Origin of the sequence: Streptomyces sp. AN091965, from assembly GCF_022698285.1 — a bacterium.
GTDB lineage: Bacteria > Actinomycetota > Actinomycetes > Streptomycetales > Streptomycetaceae > Streptomyces.
In genome coordinates this window covers 2,423,962-2,447,190 of sequence record NZ_JALDMY010000001.1, presented here as the reverse complement: position 1 = coordinate 2,447,190, position 23,229 = coordinate 2,423,962, and the positions used below count along the sequence as shown (strand labels likewise).

Below are 23,229 nucleotides of genomic sequence, written 5' to 3'. Positions count from 1 at the left end.
CGGTCGGTATGCTGAGGGTGCACCGCGCCTCCGCGCCCCGCCCCGGGAGGGCCCATGACCCGCACCGCCCCGCGCATCTGCCCGCTCTGCGAAGCCACCTGCGGCCTCACGCTCACCGTCGAGGGCACGCGCGTGACCGGCGCGCGCGGCGACCGCGACGACGTCTTCAGCCGCGGTTTCATCTGCCCCAAGGGCGCCTCCCTCGGCGCGTCCGACGCCGACCCCGACCGGCTGCGGCGGCCCCTCGTCCGCACCGGCGGACGCCTCGCGGAGACGAGTTGGGACGAGGCCTTCGCCGCCGTCGCCGCGGGCCTGCGCCCCGTCGTCGAGCGGTACGGACCGCACGCGGTGGGCGTCGTGCTCGGCAACCCGAACGTGCACACCATGGCGGGCGCCCTGTACCCGTCCGTGCTGCTCGGCGCCCTCGGCACCCGCAGCCTGTTCACCGCGAGCACCGTCGACCAGATGCCCAAGCACGTCTCCTGCGGCCTCCTGTTCGGCGACCCGCTGGCGATCCCCGTACCCGACCTGGACCGCACCGACCACCTGCTCGTCATCGGCGCCAACCCCCTGGACTCCAACGGCAGCCTGTGCACCGCGCCCGACTTCCCCGGCAGGCTCAAGGCGCTGCGCGCCCGGGGCGGCCTGCTCACCGTCGTCGACCCGCGCCGCACCCGCACCGCCCGGCTCGCCGACCGGCACCTGGCGATCCGGCCCGGCACGGACGCGCTGCTGCTCGCGGCGATGGCGCAGGTCCTGTTCGCCGACGGCCTCACCCGCCTCGGCGCGCTCGCGGACCACGTCACGGGGACCGACGAACTCGCCGACGCCGTACGGGACCTCACCCCGGAGGCCGTCGCCACGGCCTGCGACGTGCCCGCCGCCACCATCCGGACCCTCGCCCACGAACTGGCCGCTGCGCCCACCGCCGCCGTGTACGGCAGGGTCGGCGCGAGCACCGTCGCCCACGGGACGCTGACCTGCTGGCTCGTCGACGTCCTGAACGTCCTGACCGGCAACCTCGACCGGCCCGGCGGCGTCCTCTTCCCGCTCTCCGCCACCGGCAGGGCACCGCGCCCCGCCGGGCCCGGCCGGGGCTTCGCGCTCGGCCGCTGGCGCAGCCGCGTGAGCGGGCACCCCGAGGCCAAGGGCGAGCTGCCCGTCGCCGCGCTCGCCGAGGAGATCGACACCCAGCCCCGCGTCCCGGACAGCGGCCTGGGCGAGAGCCCCGTCCGCGCCGTCATCGCCATCGCCGCCAACCCCGTCCTGTCCGCGCCCGACGGCGACCGCCTCGACAAGGCCCTGGAGTCCCTGGACTTCATGGTGAGCGTCGACCCGTACCTGAACGAGACCGCGCGCCACGCCGACGTCGTGCTCCCGCCGCCACCGCCCGCCCAGAGCGCCCACTTCCCCTTCGCCTTCAACGCCCTGGCCGTGCGCAACCAGGTCCGCTACACCCGCGCCGCCGTGCCCCTGGAGGCGGGCCGGATGCCGGAGACCGAGATCCTCGCGCGGCTGGTCCTCGCCGCGACCGGCGGGCACGGCACCGACCCGGCCGCCGTGGACGCCCTGGTCGTCGAGCGCACCCTCGCCGAGGCCGTCGCCGCCCCGCACACCCGCGTGCACGGCCGCGACCCCGCCGACCTCGCCGCCCGGCTCACGGGGGAGAGCGGCCCCGAGCGGCGCCTGGACCTGATGCTGCGCCTCGGCCCGTACGGCGACGGCTTCGGCGCGGACCCGGACGGGCTGAGCCTGGCCCGCCTCCTCGACCACCCGCACGGCATCGACCTCGGGCCGCTCGCCCCGCGCGTCCCGGAGATCCTCAGGACCCGCAGCGGGCGGATCGAGCTGCTGCCCGGTCCGATCGCCGCCGACCTGCCGCGGCTGGCCCGCGCGCTGCGCGAGACGCCCGCCGAGCTCGTCCTCGTCGGCCGCCGCCATCTGCGCTCCAACAACAGCTGGATGCACAACGTGCCCGCCCTCACCGGCGGCTCCAACCGCTGCACCCTGCACGTCCACCCCCGGGACGCGGCCCGGCTCGGCCTGGCGGACGGCCGCCCCGCGCGCGTGACGGCCGCGGGCGGAGAGATCGAGGCCCTGGTGGAGGTCACGGACGCGATGCGCCCCGGGGTGGTGAGCCTGCCGCACGGCTGGGGCCACGACCGCCCCGGCACCCGCCTGACCGTCGCCGCCGCCGACCCCGGCGCCAACGTGAACCAGCTCCTCGACGGCAGCCTCCTCGACCCGCTCTCCGGCACGGCGGTGCTCAACGGCTTCGCGGTGCGGGTCACTCCGCTCGCGCGGTGAGCAGGAGGAGCGCCCGAAGGGGCGCGGGGACCCGCGCGACCGGCCCCGACGGGCCCGCAGCCACCCGACGTCACGGAGTGGCACGAGGCGTGCGGGGCTCGGCCCTGAGGCGGTGGACCGGGGCGGTCACTCGGCGCGCCCCGCCGCCCCCGCGGCCACGCACAGCAGGATCCCCAGCGTGACGAAGGGAGCCGCCGCCCCCGCCACCCCGGCGACGAGGCCCGCCCCGGCCGGCGCGGCGACCTGGCCGAGCCGGTTGCCGGTGAGCCGCAGGGCGAGGGCCGTGGAGCGGGCCCCGGCGGGCGCCGCCTGGACCACGGTCGTCATCGACAGGGGCTGGCCGACGCCGAGGCAGAACCCGAGCAGCGTCAGGACCACCCCGAGCGCCCAGACGGGCAGCGGCAACGCGACCCCGGCGCACAGGAGTCCGGCGGCGGCGCAGGTGCCCGCGATGAGCGCACGGCGGCCGAGCAGCCGGATGAGCGGCGTCATCACGAGGCGGCAGGCGATCGTCGCGCCCGCGCGCAGGCCGAGCAGGATCCCGACGGTCGCGGGCGCGATGCCCCGGTGCTCACCGATGACGGGCAGATACGCGGTGAGGATGTCGGTGGCGGACAGCACGGCGAGACTGATGAACATCCCCGCGGGCACACCCCGGGCGCCCAGGATGCGCAGCACGGAAACCTTGGACCCCGCGGACGCACCGGCTCCCGGCTCCGGGGAGGCCCCGCCCGCGGACGCCCCGGCCCCGCCCCGAGGCTGCTCCAGGCGCCACAGCGACGTGCAGGACACCGCCGCGACGCCCGCCGCCACCACCAGGGCGAGGGCGCTCGTGCTGCCCGTGTCGCCGCCGATCAGCGCACCGGCCGCCAGCGGGCCGACGAGCTGGCCGAGGGAGGCGCCGATGGTGAAGTGCCCGAAGTTCCGGTCCCGTTCGGCGGGTGCCGACCGGCGGGCGACGATGGACTGCGCGCCGATGACGAAGCAGAGGTGGCCGAGGCCCATCACCCCGCTCCACGCGGCGAGGGCGCCGAGCGACCCCGAGGTGCCGCCGAGCGCGCAGCCGCCCGCGATCAGCGCGACGCCGAGGAGCAGCAGTGGCGCGCACCGGCCGTGGTCGGTACGGCGGCCGAGCGGCACCGCCACGAACAGCGGGAGCAGCGCGTACACGCCCGCGATCACCCCGACGGCCCGCTCGTCGGCGCCCAGCGCGAGGGCCCGGTAGGAGACGGCGGGCCGCGCCATCGAGACCGCGGCCTGCGCACAGCTGAAGGAGATGACGAGCCGCAGCAGCCAGCCCCTGTCCCCGCGCCACCGGGCCTTGCGCTCCCCGGCAGGACCCTTCCCGGCCGGGGAGCGCAAGGCCGCGCGGGGACGACGTATCCGCGGCATCACGGCTCAGATGATGCCGAACAGGATCCCGGACCCAAGGACCACGAGCGAGGTGAGGACCGCCCACTTCACCGTGAACCGGGTGTGGTCGCCGAACTCGACCTTGGCCATGCCGACGAGGACGTACACGGCGGGCACGAGCGGGCTCGACATGTGCAGGGCCTGCCCCGCGATGGAGGCGCGGGCGATCTCGATGGTGGAGACGCCGTGCGCGTTGCCCGCCTCGGCAAGCACCGGCAGGACGCCGAAGTAGAAGCCGTCGTTGGACATGAAGTACGTGAGGGGGATCGAGAGCAGACCGGTGACCAGGCCCATCTGGCCGCCCATGCCGTCCGGGATGGCGTTCACGAGCCAGTCGGCCATGTGGTCGACCATGCCGGTGCCGGTGAGCACGCCGGTGAAGACGGCGGCGGCGAAGACCATGCCGGTGACGTTGAGGACGTTCTCGGCGTGCGCGGCGATGCGGGCCTTCTGGTCGGGCATGTGCGGGAAGTTGACGGTGAGGGCCAGGGCCGCGCCGAGCAGGAACAGGACCGGGATCGGCAGCCACTCCATGATCATGGCGGTGAGCAGCAGGACGGTGAGGCCCGCGTTGAACCAGTAGAGCTTGGGGCGCAGGGTGGGGCGGTTCGGGTCGAGGCCCTGGAAGCCGTCGTCGTCGGGGTCGTCCGTGGAGGGGCCGTCCGCGGAGGTGTCGCCTGCCGTGGAGCCCGCCGTGGAGACCGCAGAGGAGCCCGCCGTGGAGCCCGCCGTGGAGCCGCCCGTGGCGGAGCCGCCGCCCTTCACGAAGCTGACCCGCTCGGCCCCGCCCCCGTCGCCGCCCGCGCCGACCAGCACCGGCTCGCCCGTGACCGTCCCGCTCTCCAGGACCTCGTCGAGCGAGAGCACCCCGAGGCGCTTGCGCTCGCGCAGACCGAGGGCGTACGCGAGGACGAAGACGGCGACGAGGCCGACCGCGAGCGCCGGGATCATCGGCACGAAGATGTCGCTGGCGTCGACCTTGAGGGCGGTGGCCGCGCGGGCCGTCGGGCCGCCCCAAGGCAGGGTGTTCATCACGCCGTTGGCGGTGGCCGCGACGCCCGTCATGACGACGAGGCTCATCTTCAGGCGCTTGTACAGCGGGTACATCGCCGACACGGTGATCATGAACGTGGTGGAGCCGTCGCCGTCGAGCGAGACGATCGCGGCGAGCACGGCCGTGCCGACGACGATCCGCATCGGGTCCGCCTTGCAGAACCGCAGGATGCCCCGGACGATCGGGTCGAAGAGGCCGACATCGATCATGACGCCGAAGTACACGATGGCGAACATGAGCATCGCGGCCGTGGGCGCGAGGTTGCCCACGCCGTCGAGGACGTAGTCGCCGAGGTGGGCGGCCTTGCCCACGAAGACGCAGAACAGCGCGGGGACGAGCACCAGTGCCGCGATGGGCGACATCTTCTTCATCATGATCAGCACCAGGAAGGTGGCGATCATGACGAATCCGAGGATTGTCAGCATGGGAGCTACCTATCGTTCACCATCGAACTGCCACCAGGTCTGGCGGTTCGGATGACCGTAGGACCCGCTTTCCAGCGTTAACAAGATGTTGACGTGTGAGCAATAAGCGCAAAACTCCAGGTCAGCGCGGTGCTGTGGGGGAGCGGGCCGTTCCGCTCCGGCCGCCCGGGCCCGGGGCGGAGCAGCCGGAAGGGGCTCTGGCGGCAGAAAACTATCGGCGCTAGTTTGACTCCATGAAGCCCCACACCGGCATGTACATCGCGGGGCAGTGGCGCCCCGCCGCCACCCAGGACACCACCCCCGTGGTGAACCCTGCCGACGAGCAGGTCATCGCCCACGTCCCCGCGGGCACCGCCGAGGACGTCGCGGCCGCGGTCCGGGCCGCGCGCGAGGCGCTCCCCGGCTGGCGGGCGACCCCGCCCGCGGAGCGCGCCGCGCGGCTCGCCGCGATCCGCGACGGCCTCGTCGCCCGCAAGGCCGAGATCGCCGGTACGGTCGCCGCCGAACTGGGCGCCCCGCTGCCGTTCGCGGAGGCCGTCCACGCCGGGGTGCCGATCCTCGTGGCGGGCTCGTACGCGGAACTCGCGGCCACCCACCCCTTCGAGGAGAAGGTGGGCAACTCCATCGTCCACTGCGAACCCGTGGGCGTCGTCGGCGCGATCACCCCCTGGAACTACCCCCTCCACCAGATCGTCGCCAAGGTCGCCCCGGCCCTCGCGGCGGGCTGCACCGTGGTGCTCAAGCCCGCCGAGGACACCCCGCTCACGGCCCGTCTGTTCGCCGGGATCGTGCACGACGCGGGCCTGCCCGCGGGGGTGTTCAACCTGGTCACAGGGCTCGGCCCGGTCGCGGGCCAGGCGCTCGCCGAGCACGACGGCGTGGACCTCGTCTCGTTCACCGGCTCCACGGCGGTCGGCAGGAGGGTCGGCGCGATCGCGGGCGCGGCCGTCAAGCGCGTCGCCCTCGAACTCGGCGGCAAGTCCGCCAACGTCATCCTGCCGAGCGCCGACCTCGCCAGGGCCGTGAACGTGGGCGTCGCCAACGTCATGGCCAACTCCGGCCAGACGTGCAGCGCCTGGACCCGCATGCTCGTCCACACCTCGCAGTACGACGAGGCGGTCCGGCTCGCCGCGCTGGCAGCCGGGAAGTACGCCGAGCGCATCGGCCCGGTCGTCAGCGAGAGGCAGCGCGACCGCGTGCGCGGCTACATCGACCGGGGCGTGGCGGAAGGCGCGCGCCTGGTGGCGGGCGGCCCCGAGGCGCCGCGCGAGCGCGGCTACTACGTGCGCCCCACCGTCTTCGCCGACGTCACCCCCGACATGACCATCGCCCAGGAGGAGATCTTCGGCCCGGTCGTCTCCCTCATCCGCTACGCGGACGAGGCCGAGGCCGAGACGATCGCCAACGGCACGGTGTACGGCCTCGCGGGCGCGGTGTGGGCGGCGGACGACGCGGAGGCGGTGGCCTTCGCCCGCCGCCTCGACACCGGCCAGGTCGACATCAACGGCGGCGGCTTCAACCCGCTCGCGCCCTTCGGCGGCTACAAGCAGTCGGGCGTCGGCCGCGAACTGGGGCGGCACGGCCTGGCGGAGTACCTCCAGACCAAGTCGCTCCAGTTCTAGCCGCCTCTCCTGAAAGCCCTTCCCGCCCCTTGGAGGTTTCACTGTCGTGGTCCGTGCCGCCGTACTGCCCGCCATCGGTTCCCCGCTGGAGATCGCCGACATCGAGCTGCCCGACCCCGGGCCCGGTCAGGTGCGGGTGCGCCTGGCCGCCGCCGGGGTCTGCCACTCCGACCTGTCCCTGACGAACGGCACCATGCGCGTGCCGGTCCCCGCGGTGCTCGGCCACGAGGGCTCGGGCACGGTGGTGGCCGTGGGCGCGGGCGTCGCCCATGTCGCGCCCGGTGACGGCGTGGTCCTCAACTGGGCCCCGTCCTGCGGCGACTGCCACGCCTGCGGCCTCGGCGAGGTCTGGCTGTGCGGCAACGCGCTCACCGGCGCGGGTGCCGTGTACGCCCGCCGCGCCGACGGCACCGACCTGCACCCCGGCCTGAACGTGGCCGCGTTCGCGCAGGAGACGGTGGTGGCCGCCGGGTGCGTCCTGCCCGCGCCCGAGGGCGTGCCCCTCGCCGACGCCGCCCTGCTCGGCTGCGCCGTCCTCACCGGCTACGGCGCGGTGCACCACGCGGCGCGCGTCCGCGCGGGCGAGACGGTCGCCGTCCTCGGCGTCGGCGGGGTGGGCCTGGCCGCGCTCCAGGCGGCACGGATCGCCGGGGCGGCACGGGTGCTCGCGGTCGACGTGTCCGCGGGGAAGGAGGCCCTGGCCCGCGCGGCCGGGGCCACGGACTATGTGGTCGCCTCCGACAGGACGGCCCGCGACCTGCGCGAACTCACCGGCGGCCACGGCGTCGACGTGGCCGTGGAGTGTGTGGGCCGCGCGGTCACGATCCGCGCCGCTTGGGAGTCCACCCGCCGCGGCGGCCGCACCGTCGTCGTCGGCATCGGCGGCAAGGACCAGCGGGTCACCTTCAACGCCCTGGAGCTCTTCCACTGGGGCCGCACCCTCTCCGGCTGCGTCTACGGCAACACGGACCCGGCACGGGACGTCCCCGTCCTCGCCGACCACGTCCGCGCGGGCCGCCTCGACCTGGGCCTGATGGTCACGGACCGGATCGGCCTGGAGGGCATCCCGGCGGCCTTCGCGAGCATGGAGGCGGGCAAGGGCGGCCGGGCCCTCGTGGTGTTCTGAGTGCCCCCGCCGGGGCGCCGGGGCCGCGGCCCCGTTCACCCCGCGCGCAGCGTCACGCGGTCGTACTGCAGCGCCAACCCGTCGAGCAGCGCCGCGAGCCCCGCGTCGAAGGCCCGCTCGTCCACCCGTTCCTGGTGCTCCGCGAGGAGGTGGGCCTGGCCGAGGTGGGGGTAGTCGGCCGGGTCGTACGCCGCCTCGTCGTCGACGAAGCCGCCGGCGAAGGAGCCGAGCGCGGAGCCCATGATGAAGTACCGCATCAGCGCGCCGATCGACGTGGCCTGCGCGGGGGGCCACCCCGCGTCGACCATGGCGCCGAACATCGCGTCCGCGAGGCGCAGGCCCGCGGGGCGGCGGCCGGGGCCGCGGGCGAGGACGGGGACGATGTTCGGGTGCCGGGTGAGCGCGGCCCGGTAGGAGACGGCCCAGTCGTGCAGCGCGGCGCGCCAGTCGCGGCCGTCCTCGAACATCGACAGGTCGACCTGCGCGCTGACCGAGTCCGCCACCGCCTCCAGGATCTGGTCCTTGGTGGCGAAGTGGTTGTAGAGGGACGGGCCGCTGACGCCCAGTTCGGCCGCGAGGCGGCGGGTGGAGACTGCGGCGAGACCCTCGGCGTCCACGAGGGAGCGCGCCGCGTCGACGATGCGGTCGCGGCTGAGGAGGGGCTTGCGCGGTCGGGCCATGCGGCACATAGTAGGGCTGCGATGAGAAACTAGCAGTGCTAATTAAAACTCCGTCGGGCGGGAAGGCTTCGATGAACCTGGAGCTCAGCGAGGAGCAGGACGCCGTCAGGCGGCTCGCCAAGGACTTCGTCGCGCGCGAGATCGCCCCGCACGCGGCCGCCTGGGACCGGGCCGAGGGCGTGGACAAGGCCATCGTGCGCAAGCTCGGCGACGTCGGCTTCCTCGGCCTCACCATCGACGAGGAGTACGGCGGCAGCGGCGGCGACCACCTCGCGTACTGCCTGGTGACCGAGGAGCTCGGCCGGGGCGACTCCTCCGTGCGCGGCATCGTCTCGGTCTCCCTCGGGCTCGTCGCCAAGTCGGTTGCCGCCTGGGGCGACGAGGAGCAGAAGCGGCGCTGGCTGCCCGGCCTCACCTCCGGCACGGCCGTGGGCTGCTTCGGACTCACCGAACCGGGGACGGGCTCGGACGCGGGGAACCTCGCCACCAGGGCCGTCCGCGACAGCGACGGCTCGTACGTCATCGACGGCACCAAGATGTTCATCACGAACGGCACCTGGGCCGACGTGGTCCTGCTGTTCGCGCGGACGAACGACACCCCGGGGCACAGGGGCGTCTCCGCCTTCCTCGTGCCCACCGACACCCCCGGCCTGACCCGCCGCGCCGTGCACGGCAAGCTCGGCCTGCGCGGCCAGGCCACCGCCGAACTGGTCCTCCAGGGCGTCAAGGTGCCCGCGAGCGCGCTGCTCGGGCCCGAGGGCAAGGGGTTCTCGGTGGCCATGGCCGCCCTCGCCAAGGGGCGGATGTCGGTGGCGGCGGGCTGCGTGGGCATCGCCCAGGCCGCCCTGGACGCGGCGGTGGCGTACGCGACCGAGCGCGAGCAGTTCGGCCGGAGCATCGCCCACCACCAGCTCGTCCAGGAGCTGCTCAGCGACATCGCCGTGGACGTGGACGCGGCCCGGCTGCTCACCTGGCGGGTCGCCGACCTCGTCGACCGGGGCCTGCCGTTCGCCACCGAGTCGTCCAAGGCCAAGCTGTTCGCGTCGGAGGCCGCCGTGCGCGCCGCGAACCAGGCGCTCCAGGTCTTCGGCGGCTACGGCTACATCGACGAGTACCCGGTCGGCAAGCTCGTGCGCGACGCGCGCGTGATGACCCTCTACGAGGGCACGAGCCAGATCCAGAAGCTGGTGATCGGGCGCGCGCTGACCGGGGTGTCCGCCTTCTGACCGGCCGCCGCGCCCTCCGGATGCGACCGGCACACTTGCCTAAGCGCTTGCTCACCCTCAGGGTAGGGTGACGGTCCGGAACGGTGGAAGGAGCGCGCATGGGCGCGGCGAAGGAGACCCTCGGCGAGGAGCAGCCGTGGGCCGAGGTCAGTCCCGACGCGGCGCGGCGGCTGCTGATCGCCGCGGTCGAGGCCTTCGCCGAGCGCGGTTACCACGCCACGACCACCCGGGACATCGCGGGCCGCGCCGGGATGAGCCCGGCCGCGCTCTACATCCACTACAAGACCAAGGAAGAGCTCCTCCACCGCATCAGCAGGCTCGGCCACGACAAGGCCCTGGCCATCCTGCGCACCGCGGCCGACGGCGAAGGCAGCGCCGCCGAGCGGCTCTCCGACGCCGTGCGCTCCTTCGTCCGCTGGCACGCCGGACACCACATGACCGCGCGCGTCGTGCAGTACGAACTCGACGCGCTCGGACCCGAGCACCGCACCGAGATCGTGGCGCTGCGCCGCAAGTCCGACGCCGCCGTGCGCGAGATCATCAACGACGGCGTGCGCGCGGGCGAGTTCGACGTCCCCGACGTCCCCGGCACCACCCTCGCCGTGCTCTCCCTGTGCATCGACGTGGCCCGCTGGTTCAACGCCGCGGGGCAGCGGACGCCGGACGAGGTCGGCGCGCTCTACGCCGACCTCGTGCTGCGGATGGTGGGAGCGGCTCAGAAGTAGTAGCGCGACACCGACTCCGCCACGCAGGCGGGCTTGTCGCCGTCCTCGCGCTCCACCGTGACCGCCGCCGTCACCTGTACGCCGCCGTCCTTGGTGGGCTCCACCTCCGTCAGCGCGACGGTCGCGCGCAGCCGCGAGCCGACGGGCACGGGGGAGGGGAACCGCACCTTGTTCGTGCCGTAGTTGAGGCCCATCCGCATGCCCTCCACACGGAGCACCTGCGGGACGAGCGCGGGCAGCAGCGCGAGCGTCAGATACCCGTGCGCGATCGTCGCGCCGAACGGGCCCGACGCCGCCCGCTCCGGATCCACGTGGATCCACTGGTGATCGCCGGTGGCCTCCGCGAACAGATCGATCCGCTTCTGGTCGACCTCCAGCCAGTCGCTGTGCCCCAGTTGCTCGCCGACCGCGGCGCGCAGCTCCTCGGCTGACGTGAAGATCCTCGGCTCTGCCATGTGCGACCTCCCAGGGATGGGTGAGACTAAGCGCTTGCTCAGCATGCTGGGTGTGCCGACCGGTGTCAACGCACCGACCAGTAGGCTTCGAGGGGTGCCCCAGATCCCAGAGAAGATCCACGAACTCACCGTCGGCCAGGTGTCCGCGCGCAGCGGCGCCGCCGTCTCCGCGCTGCACTTCTACGAGACCAAAGGGCTCATCAGCAGCCGTCGCACCTCGGGCAACCAGCGCCGCTACTGCCGCGACACGCTGCGCCGCGTCGCCTTCATCCGGGCCGCACAGCGGGTGGGCATCCCGCTCGCGACGATCCGCGACGCCCTCGCGGAGCTGCCGGAGGGGCGGACGCCGACGCGGACGGACTGGGCCCGCCTCTCCGAGACCTGGCGGTCCGAACTCGACGAGCGCATCAAGCAGCTGGGCCGCCTGAGGGACCACCTCACGGACTGCATCGGCTGCGGCTGTCTGTCCCTGGAGACCTGCGTCCTGTCCAACCCCGACGACGTCTTCGGCGACCGCCTCGTCGGCTCCCGCCTCCTCAACGAGCGCCGCGCCGCGCACTGACCCCGCACGCGCCGCTCCCCGGGGCTCCCGCGGCCGCCGGTCCCCGGCGCGTCCGGTGCCTTTCCGCGCGCGGCCGGGGGGTGTACATGTACGTCACGCGCTCCGGCGGCGACCGCTCCGGCCGCCGCTGGGCGGGACGACATGACCACACACACGGGGAGAGCCGATGAGCGTCGCCGTCTGCTCGCTGAAATGGGAAGCCGCCCGCTCGGGACGGCAGCGGATCACGTACGACAGCGACGGGTACCACCTGGTGCGCTTTCCGTACGACGCGGAGGAGGAGCCGTACGACGCCTGGCGCATGCACGACCCGCTGCACGGCGCCACCAAGCCGTCGAAGTTCCCCGACGCGCGCTCGGGCCTGATCTGGCCCAGCCACGACGGGTGGGGCACGCTGTCGGCGATGGTCTTCTGGGAGCCCGACAGCAGGCCGACGGAGTACCGCGCGCGCTTCGTGCGCGACCCGCTGGACCTGTCGACGGGCTACGACTCCACCGCCACCACCGACTTCGTGCCCACCCGTGGCGGTCAGTACCGCACGCACCACTGGCAGATGTTCGTGCACCCGGGGACTCCGGTGGGCCTGAAGATATCCGCGCGCGGTCCGGGCGACGTGAAGATCACCGCGCCGCTCGTCCTGGCCGAGTTCAAGCTGGCCATCCAGACGGACGTCGTCAGGCCCTAGGTTCGGCTGTCCCTCAGGCGGACACCAGCGACCGCGACCGCGACCGCCGCACCGCCTCGGGGGTGAGGACCGGCGCGGGCACCACGATGCCGCAGCCGGTGCAGACGGGGCCTGCCGACGGGACGTGCGCCAGGCCGTAGCGCCATTCGAGGGCCGCGTCGCCGCACACGGGGCAGGCGGCGCCCGGCTCTCGTTCCAGTGCGGTGATGAGCTTGCGCAGCACGTCCGCGAGCGGCGCGGAGGGGTGCACGTCCGGGTCGTCGCACCAGGCGACCCCGTGCCCGCCCCACGTGCAGCGGTGCCAGTCGTCGACACTGCCGGGGCGCCGCAGGCCGTCGTGCTTCTCCCTGCGGCGGCGGCGCGCGAAGCTCTCCTCATAGGCGAGCCACACGCTGCGGGCCGCCTGCAGTTCGTCGAGCGCGGCGACGAGCCGCGCGGGGTCCGGCGACCGGTCCTCGGGACCGAAACCCGCGCGGGAGCACAGGTGGTCCCAGGTCGCCCGGTGGCCGTAGGGGGCGAATCTCTCCAGACACTTGCGCAGTGAGTACCGCCGCAGCGCCAAGTCGCTGTGCGGGTCACGCACCTGTCTCGCGAGACTCCGGAATCCGGCCATCGCCCTGCACCTCCGTCACACTTCTCGGACGTCGCCAGTGACCCGGCGGACATCGAGTAGACGTATCGACACGCGATTTGGTGCCATCCGATTTCCGATGGCTACTCATCAGCGCGTTCCCCGCAGGTCAGCGTCAATGCGTGAGGAATGTGGAGGTGCCGTGGGGGACGGCGCGCACAGGTCACGCACAGCTTTCGCACAGGTCCGGAGCGAGCCCCCGCGCACGGCGCGGACCGCGCGTGCGGCCGTGCGGGAACGACGGCTTGTGGTGGTTGTGAAAAGGCGACGGTTGTTCATCTTTCAGGTTCGACAACCCAGCAGTAACCTCCGCCGCGACGGCCATCCGGAGGAGCATCCATGCGACCACGCAGCGCACGGCTCAGAACCCTCACCACCACGGCGGCCCTGGCCCTCGGCGCCTCCCTGCTGCTCGCGCCCGGCCCCGGCGCGGCCGCCGCCGAGCCGCCGCCCGCCGCCCCCGACTTCTGCGACGACCGGTGCGCGGACGTCCTGCCGCCCGGCGCCAGCGGCAACGCCACGCTCGCGGAGATCCTCAGCCACCGCGTCCTCGGCACGCAGCCCGCCCACGCCGACGACCAGCTCGGCCCGTACGACGCGCTGGCCACCGGCTACCCGTCGCTGACCGACGACAAGCTCGGCGAGTTCTTCGACGACGCCTCCTTCGGCGTCGAGCCGGACCAGGTCGCCTCCGTCACCAGGCCGCGCGACGACGTGACCATCACGCGCGACAAGAAGTACGGCGTCCCGCACATCCAGGGCAGCACCCGCTACGGCACCGAGTTCGGCGCGGGCTACGCCGCGGGCCAGGACCGCCTCTGGCTCATCGACCTGTTCCGGCACATCGGCCGCGGCCAGCTGACCCCGTTCGCCGGCGGCGCACCCGCCAACCAGGGTCTTGAGCAGCAGTTCTGGCCGCAGGCCCCGTACACCGAGCAGGACCTGGAGCGGCAGGTCGAGTACATCAGGAGTACCCAGGGCGAGCGCGGCCGGCAGGCCATGGCGGACGCGCAGGCCTACATCGACGGCCTCAACGCCTACCGCGAGCAGTCCAAGAACGGCCGCTACTTCCCCGGCGAGTACGTCCTGACCGGCAAGATCGACGCGATCACGAACGTCGGCGAGATCGAGCCCTTCAAGGTCACCGACATGATCGCCCTGGCGTCCGTGGTCGGCGGCCTGTTCGGCAACGGCGGCGGGGGAGAGGTCGAGTCCGCACTCTCGCTGCTCGCCGCGCAGAACAAGTACGGCGTCGAGAAGGGCAGCCGCATCTGGGAGGACTTCCGCGCCCGCAACGACCCGGAGACCGTACAGACCGTCCACGACGGCACCCGTTTCCCGTACGCGGGCAAGCCGGCCGAGCCGCGCGGCACCGCCCTGCCCGACCCGGGCTCGGTCCAGCGCGAACAGCTCGTGTTCGACCGCGAGGGCGGCGCGCGGACCCCGGCCAAGGACCCCGTCGCGGCCCCGAAGAAGCTCAAGCCGCTCCAGGGGATGTACGACGACGGCGTGCTGCCCGCCGACCTGTTCGGCAGGGCGGGGCAGCGCAAGGGCATGTCGAACGCCCTGCTGGTCTCCGGCAAGCACACCGCGAGCGGCCACCCCGTCGCCGTCTTCGGCCCGCAGACCGGCTACTTCGCCCCGCAGCTCCTCATGCAGCAGGAGCTCCAGGGCCCCGGCATCAGCGCGCGCGGCGTGTCCTTCGCGGGCGTCGGCATGTACGTGCAGCTCGGCCGGGGGCAGGACTACGCGTGGTCGGCGACCTCCGCGACGCAGGACATCACCGACACCTACGCCGTCGAGCTGTGCGAACCGGGCGGGTCAGGACCCACCAAGCAGTCGGCGCACTACCGCTACCGGGGCACCTGCACGCCCATGGAGAAGCTGGAGCGCAAGAACGCCTGGAAGCCCACCGTCGCCGACTCCACGGCCGCGGGCTCCTACCGCATGCAGGTGTTCCGCACGCGACTCGGCGTCGTCACGCACCGCGCCACGATCGGCGGCAAGCCCGTCGCCTACGTCTCGCTGCGCTCCACCTACCGCCACGAGGCCGACTCGATCATCGGCTTCCAGATGCTGAACGACCCCGGCCACGTCAAGGACGCCGCGTCCTTCAAGGAGGCGGCCCAGCGCATCTCCTACGCCTTCAACTGGTTCTACGCCGACTCCCGCGACACCGCGTACTACAACAGCGGCGCCAACCCCGAGCGCGCCGACGGCGTCGACCCGGCCTTCCCCGTCCACGCCCAGCAGGCCTACGAGTGGCGGGACTTCGACCCCCGGGACAACACCTCCGCGCAGACGCCGCCCGCCGCGCACCCGCAGTCCGTCAACCAGGACTACTACATCTCCTGGAACAACAAACAGGCCACCGACTACACCTCCGGCGGCTTCGGCATGGGCGCCGTGCACCGCGGCGACCTGCTCGACGACCGGGTCAAGGCGCTCGTCAGGGACGGCGGCGTCACCCGGGCCTCGCTCACCCGGGCCATGGCGGAGGCGGCCGTCACCGATCTGCGCGGCGAACAGGCCCTGCCGGAGCTGCTCGACGTCATCGCGGCCAAGGCCGTCGACGACCCCGACCTGGCCAGGGCCGTGCAGCAGCTGGAGGCCTGGCGCAAGGCGGGCGCCCAGCGCAAGGAGACCGCGCGCGGCTCGCACGCCTACGCGCACCCCGACGCCGTGCGGGTCATGGACGCCTGGTGGCCGAGGCTCGTCGAGGCCGCCTTCGCACCGGGCCTTGGCAAGGACCTCTACGACGCGCTGACCGCGCAGCTCGGCGTCGACGAGGCGCCATCGGCGGGCCACGGGCCGACCGGGGCGCACGCGGGATCCGCCTTCCAGTACGGCTGGTGGGGCTATGTCGACAAGGACCTGCGGACCGTCCTCGGGCGGCCCGCCGAGGGCTGGAGCCGCACCGCCCACTGCGGCGGCGGGACGCTCGACGCCTGCCGCGAGACCCTCCTCGCCACCCTCAAACAGGCCCTCGCCGTACCGGCGTCAGCGGTCTACCCCGGTGACGCCTCCTGCAAGGCGGGCGACCAGTGGTGCGCGGACGCGGTGATCCACCGCCCCCTCGGCGGCATCACGCACCGCGCGATCCAGTGGCAGAACCGCCCGACGTACCAGCAGGTGGTGGAGTTCCCCCGACACCGCTAGCCGGGCCCCGAAGGGGCGCGGGGAACTGCGCGACCAGCCACAACGGACGCGCAGTTTCCCCACCCACCACACCCCGACGGCGCTCACACGACGCCGATCCGCCCAGCCGCACACACGACCCGAGCCAACTCCTCATGGCAGATGTCACTATGAGCCCCGCTGGGAGGGCCACCCCGCCGCACCACCGCGGCGGCGTCCACGCTCACGCACCCCCGCCGGGGCAGGGCGGCGCCCAGCCGCACGCGCCGGGCGCCGTCCGTGGCGTGGATTCCGTCGAACCCGACGGCGCCCCACCGCTCCCACAGGCCGAGGAAGCTCGCGGAGTCCCCGGCGAGTTTGGAGGCGAGCGGATAGATCCTGCCGAGGGCGTCGTCGTGCGATGAGTAGCAGGCGACCAGCGGCCCGTCGACCCGCTGCTGCACCCCGTGCAGGGCGCCGCCGCGCGCGTGGTCGTGCGGCAGGCGCTCGCTGAACGCGTAGTGCGAGAAGGCCCCCTGAAGCAGCGTCGCCGACTTCACGCAGCCCGCCCCCGCGGGCATCCCGCGCAGTCCGTACGACACCAGGCGGGCGCCGAAGCTGTGCCCGATCAGATGCACCCGCAGGCGGGGCACACGGGCGGCGAGCAGCCCGAGCGCGGGCCCGAGGCCCACTTGGCCGACGGCTCCCGCGCGGCGCTTCATCGCGTAGTAGGAGCCCTGGCGCAGCAGCTCGCGGGCGCCGTGCCAGAGCCGCTTGCGCAGCCCGCCGAGGAGTTCGGGGCAGCCCGCGCTCTCCAGGGCGGCGGTCAGGACCTCGCAGACCTCGACGGCGTCGTCGGTGAGCATCGCGGGCTCGCCCGCGCCCGTGTCGTCGGCGAACTCGTGCGCGGGGCTGGTCTCGTGCACCGCCACGAGGTCGCGCACGTGCCGCGCGAACTCGTCGAGCCGGGAGCGGACCTCGGAGCGCTCCTCCAGCAACCGGGCCAGGCGGTCGAGCCGCGCCGCCTGCGCGGGGCCCGGGAAGACCTGGGCGAGCAGCCGCCGCGTCGGCTCGTCGAGCGTGGGCGGCACGGCGGCGGCCCCGGGAACGCCGGGGACACCAGGGGCTCCGGCGGCCACGGACGGCTCGAAGTCCGGGATGCGCTCGTCGGGGAAGCGCATCGAGGGCCACAGCACACCGACGTAGCCGAGGCGTACGTCCGGGCCCGTGAGGGAGGCGAAGGGGGTGAAGAAGCGCTGGTACAACGCGCGGGCACGCCGCTGGTCGTTGTTCCAGCCGTGCGCGAACACCAGGAGGTCGGTGATGCGCCTTTCCTTCGCGCCGGACAGGAGCCGGTCGCGCTGCGCGGCGTCGACGTCCCCGTCGGCGTCGAAGGTCAACTCCCAGTAGGGCTCCACGTCCACCATCGTCCCGCCGCACGCGGGCGCTGGCCAGATCTGCGGCATGACATACCGGATGTTTCCTGTGATCACATGACACAAGGCAGGGGAAACAGGGCGTGGAAACGAGCCAGAGGGGCCGGTGCCGTCCCCCGGACGCACCGGCCCCCGCCTAGGAGGGCTGCCGGTGGGCCGCCGTGACGTCGTGCAGATGTATGAGGACGTCGTGGGACGAAGCCAGGGCGATCTTGTAGGGACCGTCGGGCCAGCCCGCGCCGATGCTGTAGGTCGTCCGGGCCCTTCGGAGCCAGGACCGGGCGGCCGCCGGGGCCGTGCGCAGATCGACGTAGTAGTCGTCGTGGCGGACCTGGTCGAGCGTGTGCTCGTTCATCTCCGGTGTGGCCGGGCCCACCGAGAAGGACTTCCAGGCCGTCTCGCCGTCGGGCTGCGCCATGAACGCGCCCCGGTCGAAGGTGAAGCCCACGCTCATGTACTTCTTGCCGAGGCGGTCCCGCAGGAAGGCGCCCTGCATCTTCGGGTAGCGCGGATCGTACGAGGTGTACGCGACATGGGCGTTGTGCGCGGAGAGCAGGACCTTCGTGTCCGTGTACCGCTGCCACCAGGCGGTGTTCTCCGCCATGATGCGGTCGCGGTACAGCATGGCGGCGCGGTCGCCCGCCGGGGTGTTCAGCGCGAAGGCGTAGATCGTCGCGGTCTGCTGGACGGACCGGGCGTGGTGCAGGGCCAGGGCGAACCGCTTGCCGCCGTGCTCCGGCCGACGCTCCTTGAGGAGCCGGTAGGCCGCCCGTGCCCTCTCCGCGAGGCGCTCGCGCTCGGCCTGGGGCCTGCCCATGTGCGCGTCGCCGTCCGTCAGGCGCCGCAGCGGCGCGTACAGCTCGGTGATGCGGGGGAGCAGGTCCGGCTCGTGGCGCCGGACGTAGTCCGTCACGCCGTCGTACAGCTCCTCGCCCGTCCGCGGGTAGTTGAGGTCGTTGCCCATGAAGCGGAGCTGCCGCCGCGGATGCTCGGCGTTGTACGCGCGCATCCATGAGAGCAGTTCCACATACTCCTCGGTGTCCCAGGGGGTCTTCGCCAGCTCGCGGTGGACGAGCGCGCGCACGTCGCCCGCGCCGCCGCGCACATAGGCGTCGAAGCGCAGCCCGGTCGTCCAGCTGACCTCCTGGGCGAAGGTGGTGAAGCCCTTGTCCTCGACCAGGTGGCGGAAGACCCGGTCCTTCATGGTGAAGAACTCGTGCGAGCCGTGCGTGGCCTCGCCCAGGCCCACCACCGTGGCGCCGCCCACCATCGCGTCCAGCGGCCGCAGGTCCTCGTCCGGGCCGTCCGGGGCGGTCGAGCGCAGCGGGTGCGCGACGCGCTCCAGGGCCCGCACCGGGTCGCCCTCGCGCGCCGCCGCCCCGGCCCCCTGCGGGGCGACCAGGGCCCCCGCGCCGACCGCGGCCGCCACCATCAGCAGCGGGCCCGTGCGCCGTGCCGTCCGTGCCATGCCGAACCACTCCTCAACTCGCCTGTCGTACACCCGTCTTGAGCCACTGATCACGATCCCGGGTCCGGCGGCCCGTCACCAGCCGGGAAGCCCCCAGAGCGGGAGGGGGGCCCGCGCACCCTGACCCCTACCGGAAAACCGGTAGGGGTCCTGCCCTCACGGCCGCCCTGACGGCCGGGACCTCCCCTTCCGCCGAACATACCGACCGGTTAGTCTGCTGCCGCGGCGCGTCAGTGCGGCAGTGGGTCCGAGGCCGAAGGGGAGACCGTGGAGAGCTTGCGGGACAAGGGAGTCGTCGTCACCGGAGCCGGGGGCGGGATCGGGGCCGCGCTGGCCCGCCGCTTCGCCGCGGCCGGGGCCCGGGTCGTCGTCAACGACCTGGACGCCGCCAAGGCCGCCGCCGTCGCCGAGGAGATCGGCGGGTTCGCCGTGCCGGGCGACGCCTCCGGGGTCGTGCCCGGCGCGCTCGCGGCCCTCGACGGCGCCGTCGACGTGTACTGCGCCAACGCGGGCCTGGCGTCCGGCGGTTCCGAGGCCGCCGACGAGCAGGTGTGGGCGAGCGCCTGGGACGTGAACGTCATGGCCCACGTACGGGCCGCGCACGCGCTGCTGCCCGCCTGGCTGGAGCGCGGCGCGGGCCGGTTCGTGTCCACGGTGTCCGCGGCCGGGCTCCTCACCATGGTGGGCGCCGCCCCGTACAGCGTCACCAAGCACGGCGCGTACGCCTTCGCGGAGTGGCTCTCCCTCACCTACCGCCACCGGGGCCTCAAGGTGCACGCGATCTGCCCGCAGGGCGTGCGCACCGACATGCTCACCGCCGCCGGGTCCGCGGGCGAACTCGTGCTCGTGCCCACCGCCGTCGAGCCGGAGGACGTCGCCGACGCCCTGTTCGCCGGGATGGCCGAGGACCGCTTCCTGATCCTGCCGCACCCCGAGGTCGCCGAGTACTACCGGGCGCGGGCGTCCGCCCCCGACAAGTGGCTCACCAGCATGAACCACATCCAGCAGAAGTGGGAGGCGACGCGGCTCCCGTAGCCGGTCAGTGGGAAGATCCTCCGGCGGGAACCGCGTTGTCACCGGAGACCGTGTGAACGACCGAACGCATCGAGGCGCACGCATCAGCGGGCCTCACAGGAAACGGAAGGCAGGTGGCGGCAGTGGCCAGGACGACGGACGGTGACGGCACGCCCGTCCCGCAGCGGCTGCTCGCCGCCGCCACCCGGCTCTTCGCCGACCGCGGCTACGACCGCACGTCCGTGCAGGAGATCGTGGAGGCGGCCGGCGTCACCAAGGGCGCGCTGTACCACTACTTCGGCTCCAAGGACGACCTGCTGCACGAGGTGTACGCCCGCATGCTGCGGGTCCAGCAGGAGCGGCTCGACGCCTTCGCGGACGCCGACGCGCCCGTGGAGCGGCGGCTGCGGGACGCGGCGGCCGACGTCGTGGTGACCACCATCGCCAACCTCGACGACGCCGCGATCTTCTTCCGGTCCATGCACCACCTCAGCCCCGAGAAGCACAAGCAGGTGCGGGCCGAGCGCCGCCGCTACCACGAACGCTTCCGCGCGCTGGTCGAGGAGGGCCAGGAGTCGGGCGTCTTCTCCTCGGCGACCCCCGCGGACCTGGTGGTGGACTACCACTTCGGCTCTGTCCACCACCTGTCCACGTGGTACCGCCCCGACGGGCCGCTGTCCCCGCAACAGGTCGCGGACCACCTGGCGGACCTGCTGCTGAGGGCCCTGCGCCCGTAGTTCCCGCTGGGCCCTCCCGTCCTGTCGGGCGGGACGGGAGGGCACGGCCTGCAGCTAGGCGTACCGCTTCAGCTCCCGCCGGGCCAGCGACCGCTGGTGCACCTCGTCAGGACCGTCGGCGAGCCGCAGCGTCCGCGCCGCGGCCCACAGCTCCGCCAGCGGGAAGTCCTGGCTCACCCCGCCCGCGCCGTGCAGCTGCACCGCGCGGTCCAGGATGTCGACGACCGCCCGGGGCGTCGCGATCTTGATGGCCTGGATCTCCGTGTGCGCGCCCTTGTTGCCCACGGTGTCCATCAGCCACGCCGTCTTGAGCACGAGCAGCCGCAGCTGCTCCACCGTCACGCGCGCGTCGGCGATCCACTGCTGTACGACGCCCTGCCGGGCCAGCGGTTTGCCGAACGCGGTGCGGTCCAGGGCCCTGCGGCACATGAGCTCGATCGCCCGCTCGGCCATGCCGATGAGCCGCATGCAGTGGTGGATGCGGCCGGGACCGAGCCGCGCCTGGGCGATGGCGAAGCCGCCGCCCTCCTCGCCGACGAGGTTCGTCACGGGCACGCGCGCGTGGTCGAAGACGACCTCGGCGTGCCCTCCGTGGGAGTGGTCCTCGTATCCGTACACCGTCATGGCGCGGCGCACCTCGACGCCGGGGGTGTCGCGGGGGACGAGGACCATCGACTGCTGGCGGCGGATGTCGGGCCCTTCCGGGTCCGTCTTGCCCATGACGATGAAGACCTCGCAGTGCGGGTTCATCGCCCCGGAGATGTACCACTTGCGGCCCGTGATCACGTACGCGTCGCCGTCGCGCCGGATGTGCGTGGTGATGTTCGTGGCGTCGGAGGAGGCCACCTCCGGCTCCGTCATCGCGAACGCCGAGCGGATCTCGCCCGCGAGCAGCGGCGCGAGCCAGCGCTTCTGCTGCTCGCCGGTGCCGAACTGGGCGAGCACCTCCATGTTGCCGGTGTCCGGCGCCGCGCAGTTCAGGGCCGTGGGCGCCAAGTGCGGGCTGCGGCCGGTGATTTCCGCGAGGGGCGCGTACTGGAGGTTCGTCAGGCCCGCGCCGTGCTCGGCGTCCGGCAGGAAGAGGTTCCACAGACCCTGGCGGCGGGCCTCTGCCTTCAGGTCCTCGACCACGGCGGGCGTGTCCCACGGGGAGGCGAGACGGGCGCGCTGTGCGTCGGCGACCTTCTCGGCCGGGTACACGTACGCGTCCATGAAGGCGAGCAGCTTGCCGCGCAGTTCCTCGGTACGGGCGTCGAATGCGAAGTCCATGGGTGCGGATCAGCCTTCCTGGAGGGTGGTCAGGCCGTGCTCGATGAACAGGGGCACCAGTTCGCCGATGCGGTCGAAGCCCGGGCCGACCGTCTGGCCCTGGGTGTAGCGGTAGTGGATGCCCTCCAGGATCACGGCGAGCTTGAACCAGGCGAACGCGGTGTACCAGGAGACCGCGGACACGTCGCGCCCGGAGCGGGCCGCGTACCGCTCGATCAGCTCGGCCGGATCCGGGTGCCCCGGAGCGCCCGCCGTGGTGCTGACGGGGGAGTCGGGCACCTCCAGGCGCACGCTGTACATCACCAGGAGCCCCAGGTCCGTCAGCGGGTCGCCGAGGGTCGACATCTCCCAGTCGAGGACGGCCGCGATGCGGTCCGTCCCGGACGTGGAGTCGATCAGGACGTTGTCCAGGCGGTAGTCGCCGTGGACGACGGCGGGCGCGGGCGACGCGGGCAGCGCCCGGCCGAGCGCCGCGTGCAGCTCGTCGATGCCGGCGAGCTCACGGCCGCGCGAGGCCGCGAGCTGCTTGCCCCAGCGGCGCAGCTGCCGGTCGAGGAAGCCCTCGGGCCGCCCGAAGTCGGCGAGCCCCACCGCCTCCGGGTCGACGGCGTGCAGGTCCACGAGCGCGTCGACGAGGCCGAGCACCGTGGCCCGGGTGCGCTCGGGCCCGAGCGGCGCGAGCTGCTCCGCCGTGCGGTACGGCGTGCCCTCGACGAACTCCATGGCGTAGAAGGGCGCCCCGAGGACCGACTCGTCCTCGCACAGCAGCACGGGGCGGGGCACCGGCACGGCGGTCGGGTGCAGCGCGCTGATCACCCGGTGCTCGCGCCGCATGTCGTGCGCGGTGGCCAGGACGTGGCCGAGCGGCGGGCGGCGCACCACCCAGCGGGCGGCCCCGTCCGTGACGGCGTACGTGAGGTTGGACCGGCCGCCTTCGATGAGGCGGGCCGTGAGCGGGCCGCCGCCGAGCAGTCCCGGGCGCGCGCGGTCGAGGTGGCCGCGCAGCCGGTCGAGGTCGAGGCCGGGCGGATGGTCTGCGCTCATGGGCGGTCGCTCCTGATCGTGGACGGACACACGGGGACGGGCAGGTGTCGAACTGGCGGGCAAACGCGCTGGCGTTCATGATGCCGACCAGTCGGTATGTCGTCCAGAGGGGGTGCCCGAACGTGATCAGGATCGCGGCCCCCGCCACGGGTGCGGCCTGCCGCGGGTGGGGCCCGGCGGGGGCGCGCCGGGGTGCGGCGGGGTGCGGCGGGGTGCGGCGAGGGTGGGCCGGG

The 23,229-nt window shown here is 73.5% G+C and carries 19 protein-coding genes; 10 read left to right on the top strand and 9 right to left on the bottom strand.

The annotated features are described in order from the left end of the window. The first annotated feature begins 54 nt into the window (after positions 1-54). Positions 55-2,307 (top strand): molybdopterin oxidoreductase family protein, encoded by a 2,253-nt coding sequence (locus tag MQV74_RS09955; RefSeq protein WP_242715953.1) that lies wholly within the window; start codon positions 55-57, stop codon positions 2,305-2,307. Between the two features lie 126 nt (positions 2,308-2,433). On the opposite strand, the gene MQV74_RS09950 is transcribed toward MQV74_RS09955, so the two are convergent. Then, entirely contained in the window at positions 2,434-3,699 is a 1,266-nt protein-coding gene (locus MQV74_RS09950) for an MFS transporter (RefSeq protein ID WP_242715951.1), read from the bottom strand. Positions 3,700-3,705: 6 nt separating this feature from the next. Further along, on the bottom strand, positions 3,706-5,199 hold the full coding sequence (locus MQV74_RS09945; RefSeq protein ID WP_242715949.1) for a CitMHS family transporter: 1,494 nt from the start codon (positions 5,197-5,199) through the stop codon (positions 3,706-3,708). A 233-nt stretch (positions 5,200-5,432) separates the two neighbouring features. Between MQV74_RS09945 and MQV74_RS09940 the strand changes: the two genes are divergently transcribed. Both MQV74_RS09940 and MQV74_RS09935 read left to right on the top strand, forming a co-directional pair. Further along, complete coding sequence (locus MQV74_RS09940) at positions 5,433-6,821, top strand: aldehyde dehydrogenase family protein (RefSeq protein WP_242715947.1); 1,389 nt, start codon at positions 5,433-5,435, stop codon at positions 6,819-6,821. A 46-nt stretch (positions 6,822-6,867) separates the two neighbouring features. Further along, entirely contained in the window at positions 6,868-7,947 is a 1,080-nt protein-coding gene (locus MQV74_RS09935) for a zinc-binding dehydrogenase (protein WP_242715946.1), read from the top strand. Positions 7,948-7,982: 35 nt separating this feature from the next. Here MQV74_RS09935 and MQV74_RS09930 read toward each other — a convergent pair whose 3' ends face one another. After that, positions 7,983-8,627, bottom strand: coding sequence for a TetR/AcrR family transcriptional regulator (locus MQV74_RS09930; RefSeq protein WP_242715944.1), 645 nt, complete (start codon positions 8,625-8,627; stop codon positions 7,983-7,985). 71 nt (positions 8,628-8,698) lie between these two features. On the opposite strand from MQV74_RS09930, the gene MQV74_RS09925 reads away from it, so the two are divergent. Beyond that, a complete protein-coding gene (locus MQV74_RS09925; protein ID WP_242715942.1) occupies positions 8,699-9,853 on the top strand; it encodes an acyl-CoA dehydrogenase family protein in 1,155 nt (384 codons plus the stop codon). Between the two features lie 98 nt (positions 9,854-9,951). After that, positions 9,952-10,578 (top strand): TetR/AcrR family transcriptional regulator, encoded by a 627-nt coding sequence (locus MQV74_RS09920; RefSeq protein ID WP_242715940.1) that lies wholly within the window; start codon positions 9,952-9,954, stop codon positions 10,576-10,578. Here MQV74_RS09920 and MQV74_RS09915 read toward each other — a convergent pair. Continuing rightward, on the bottom strand, positions 10,569-11,033 hold the full coding sequence (locus MQV74_RS09915; protein ID WP_242715931.1) for a MaoC family dehydratase: 465 nt from the start codon (positions 11,031-11,033) through the stop codon (positions 10,569-10,571). The two genes, MQV74_RS09920 and MQV74_RS09915, sit on opposite strands and share 10 nt — an antisense overlap. A 94-nt stretch (positions 11,034-11,127) precedes the next feature. On the opposite strand from MQV74_RS09915, the gene soxR reads away from it, so the two are divergent. After that, positions 11,128-11,595 (top strand): redox-sensitive transcriptional activator SoxR, encoded by a 468-nt coding sequence (soxR, locus tag MQV74_RS09910; protein ID WP_242715929.1) that lies wholly within the window; start codon positions 11,128-11,130, stop codon positions 11,593-11,595. A gap of 166 nt (positions 11,596-11,761) precedes the next feature. Further along, entirely contained in the window at positions 11,762-12,280 is a 519-nt protein-coding gene (locus MQV74_RS09905) for a hypothetical protein (RefSeq protein ID WP_242715928.1), read from the top strand. 13 nt (positions 12,281-12,293) lie between these two features. Here the strand turns inward: MQV74_RS09905 and MQV74_RS09900 are convergent, their stop codons facing one another. Next, on the bottom strand, positions 12,294-12,893 hold the full coding sequence (locus tag MQV74_RS09900; RefSeq protein WP_242715926.1) for a hypothetical protein: 600 nt from the start codon (positions 12,891-12,893) through the stop codon (positions 12,294-12,296). Between the two features lie 357 nt (positions 12,894-13,250). Here MQV74_RS09900 and MQV74_RS09895 point away from each other — a divergent pair, with 357 nt between their 5' ends. Then, complete coding sequence (locus tag MQV74_RS09895) at positions 13,251-16,070, top strand: penicillin acylase family protein (RefSeq protein ID WP_242715924.1); 2,820 nt, start codon at positions 13,251-13,253, stop codon at positions 16,068-16,070. 83 nt (positions 16,071-16,153) lie between these two features. Here MQV74_RS09895 and MQV74_RS09890 read toward each other — a convergent pair whose 3' ends face one another. Further along, positions 16,154-17,494: a serine-threonine protein kinase gene (locus tag MQV74_RS09890; RefSeq protein ID WP_242715922.1), complete on the bottom strand. Its 1,341-nt coding sequence runs from the start codon at positions 17,492-17,494 to the stop codon at positions 16,154-16,156. 106 nt (positions 17,495-17,600) lie between these two features. Beyond that, positions 17,601-18,932, bottom strand: coding sequence for an erythromycin esterase family protein (locus tag MQV74_RS09885; protein ID WP_242715921.1), 1,332 nt, complete (start codon positions 18,930-18,932; stop codon positions 17,601-17,603). 276 nt (positions 18,933-19,208) lie between these two features. Here MQV74_RS09885 and MQV74_RS09880 point away from each other — a divergent pair, with 276 nt between their 5' ends. Beyond that, positions 19,209-19,967, top strand: a complete 759-nt coding sequence (locus tag MQV74_RS09880; protein WP_278194612.1) for an SDR family oxidoreductase — start codon at positions 19,209-19,211, stop codon at positions 19,965-19,967. A gap of 122 nt (positions 19,968-20,089) precedes the next feature. Then, entirely contained in the window at positions 20,090-20,683 is a 594-nt protein-coding gene (locus tag MQV74_RS09875; protein WP_030684047.1) for a TetR/AcrR family transcriptional regulator, read from the top strand. Between the two features lie 54 nt (positions 20,684-20,737). On the opposite strand, the gene MQV74_RS09870 is transcribed toward MQV74_RS09875, so the two are convergent. Together MQV74_RS09870 and MQV74_RS09865 are read right to left on the bottom strand one after the other, a co-directional pair. Beyond that, positions 20,738-21,952: an acyl-CoA dehydrogenase family protein gene (locus tag MQV74_RS09870; protein WP_242715917.1), complete on the bottom strand. Its 1,215-nt coding sequence runs from the start codon at positions 21,950-21,952 to the stop codon at positions 20,738-20,740. A gap of 9 nt (positions 21,953-21,961) precedes the next feature. Then, positions 21,962-22,996, bottom strand: coding sequence for a phosphotransferase family protein (locus MQV74_RS09865; protein ID WP_242715916.1), 1,035 nt, complete (start codon positions 22,994-22,996; stop codon positions 21,962-21,964). Positions 22,997-23,229: the final 233 nt, after the last annotated feature.

Excerpts from the sequence above, each read along its gene's own strand:
- MQV74_RS09955 (WP_242715953.1), top strand. The coding sequence starts at position 55 with ATGACCCGCACCGCCCCGCGCATCTGCCCGCTCTGCGAAGCCACCTGC.
- MQV74_RS09950 (WP_242715951.1), bottom strand. The coding sequence starts at position 3,699 with ATGCCGCGGATACGTCGTCCCCGCGCGGCCTTGCGCTCCCCGGCCGGG.
- MQV74_RS09945 (WP_242715949.1), bottom strand. The coding sequence starts at position 5,199 with ATGCTGACAATCCTCGGATTCGTCATGATCGCCACCTTCCTGGTGCTG.
- MQV74_RS09940 (WP_242715947.1), top strand. The coding sequence starts at position 5,433 with ATGAAGCCCCACACCGGCATGTACATCGCGGGGCAGTGGCGCCCCGCC.
- MQV74_RS09930 (WP_242715944.1), bottom strand. The coding sequence starts at position 8,627 with ATGGCCCGACCGCGCAAGCCCCTCCTCAGCCGCGACCGCATCGTCGAC.
- MQV74_RS09925 (WP_242715942.1), top strand. The coding sequence starts at position 8,699 with ATGAACCTGGAGCTCAGCGAGGAGCAGGACGCCGTCAGGCGGCTCGCC.
- MQV74_RS09920 (WP_242715940.1), top strand. The coding sequence starts at position 9,952 with ATGGGCGCGGCGAAGGAGACCCTCGGCGAGGAGCAGCCGTGGGCCGAG.
- MQV74_RS09915 (WP_242715931.1), bottom strand. The coding sequence starts at position 11,033 with ATGGCAGAGCCGAGGATCTTCACGTCAGCCGAGGAGCTGCGCGCCGCG.
- MQV74_RS09905 (WP_242715928.1), top strand. The coding sequence starts at position 11,762 with ATGAGCGTCGCCGTCTGCTCGCTGAAATGGGAAGCCGCCCGCTCGGGA.
- MQV74_RS09900 (WP_242715926.1), bottom strand. The coding sequence starts at position 12,893 with ATGGCCGGATTCCGGAGTCTCGCGAGACAGGTGCGTGACCCGCACAGC.
- MQV74_RS09895 (WP_242715924.1), top strand. The coding sequence starts at position 13,251 with ATGCGACCACGCAGCGCACGGCTCAGAACCCTCACCACCACGGCGGCC.
- MQV74_RS09890 (WP_242715922.1), bottom strand. The coding sequence starts at position 17,494 with ATGCCGCAGATCTGGCCAGCGCCCGCGTGCGGCGGGACGATGGTGGAC.
- MQV74_RS09885 (WP_242715921.1), bottom strand. The coding sequence starts at position 18,932 with ATGGCACGGACGGCACGGCGCACGGGCCCGCTGCTGATGGTGGCGGCC.
- MQV74_RS09870 (WP_242715917.1), bottom strand. The coding sequence starts at position 21,952 with ATGGACTTCGCATTCGACGCCCGTACCGAGGAACTGCGCGGCAAGCTG.
- MQV74_RS09865 (WP_242715916.1), bottom strand. The coding sequence starts at position 22,996 with ATGAGCGCAGACCATCCGCCCGGCCTCGACCTCGACCGGCTGCGCGGC.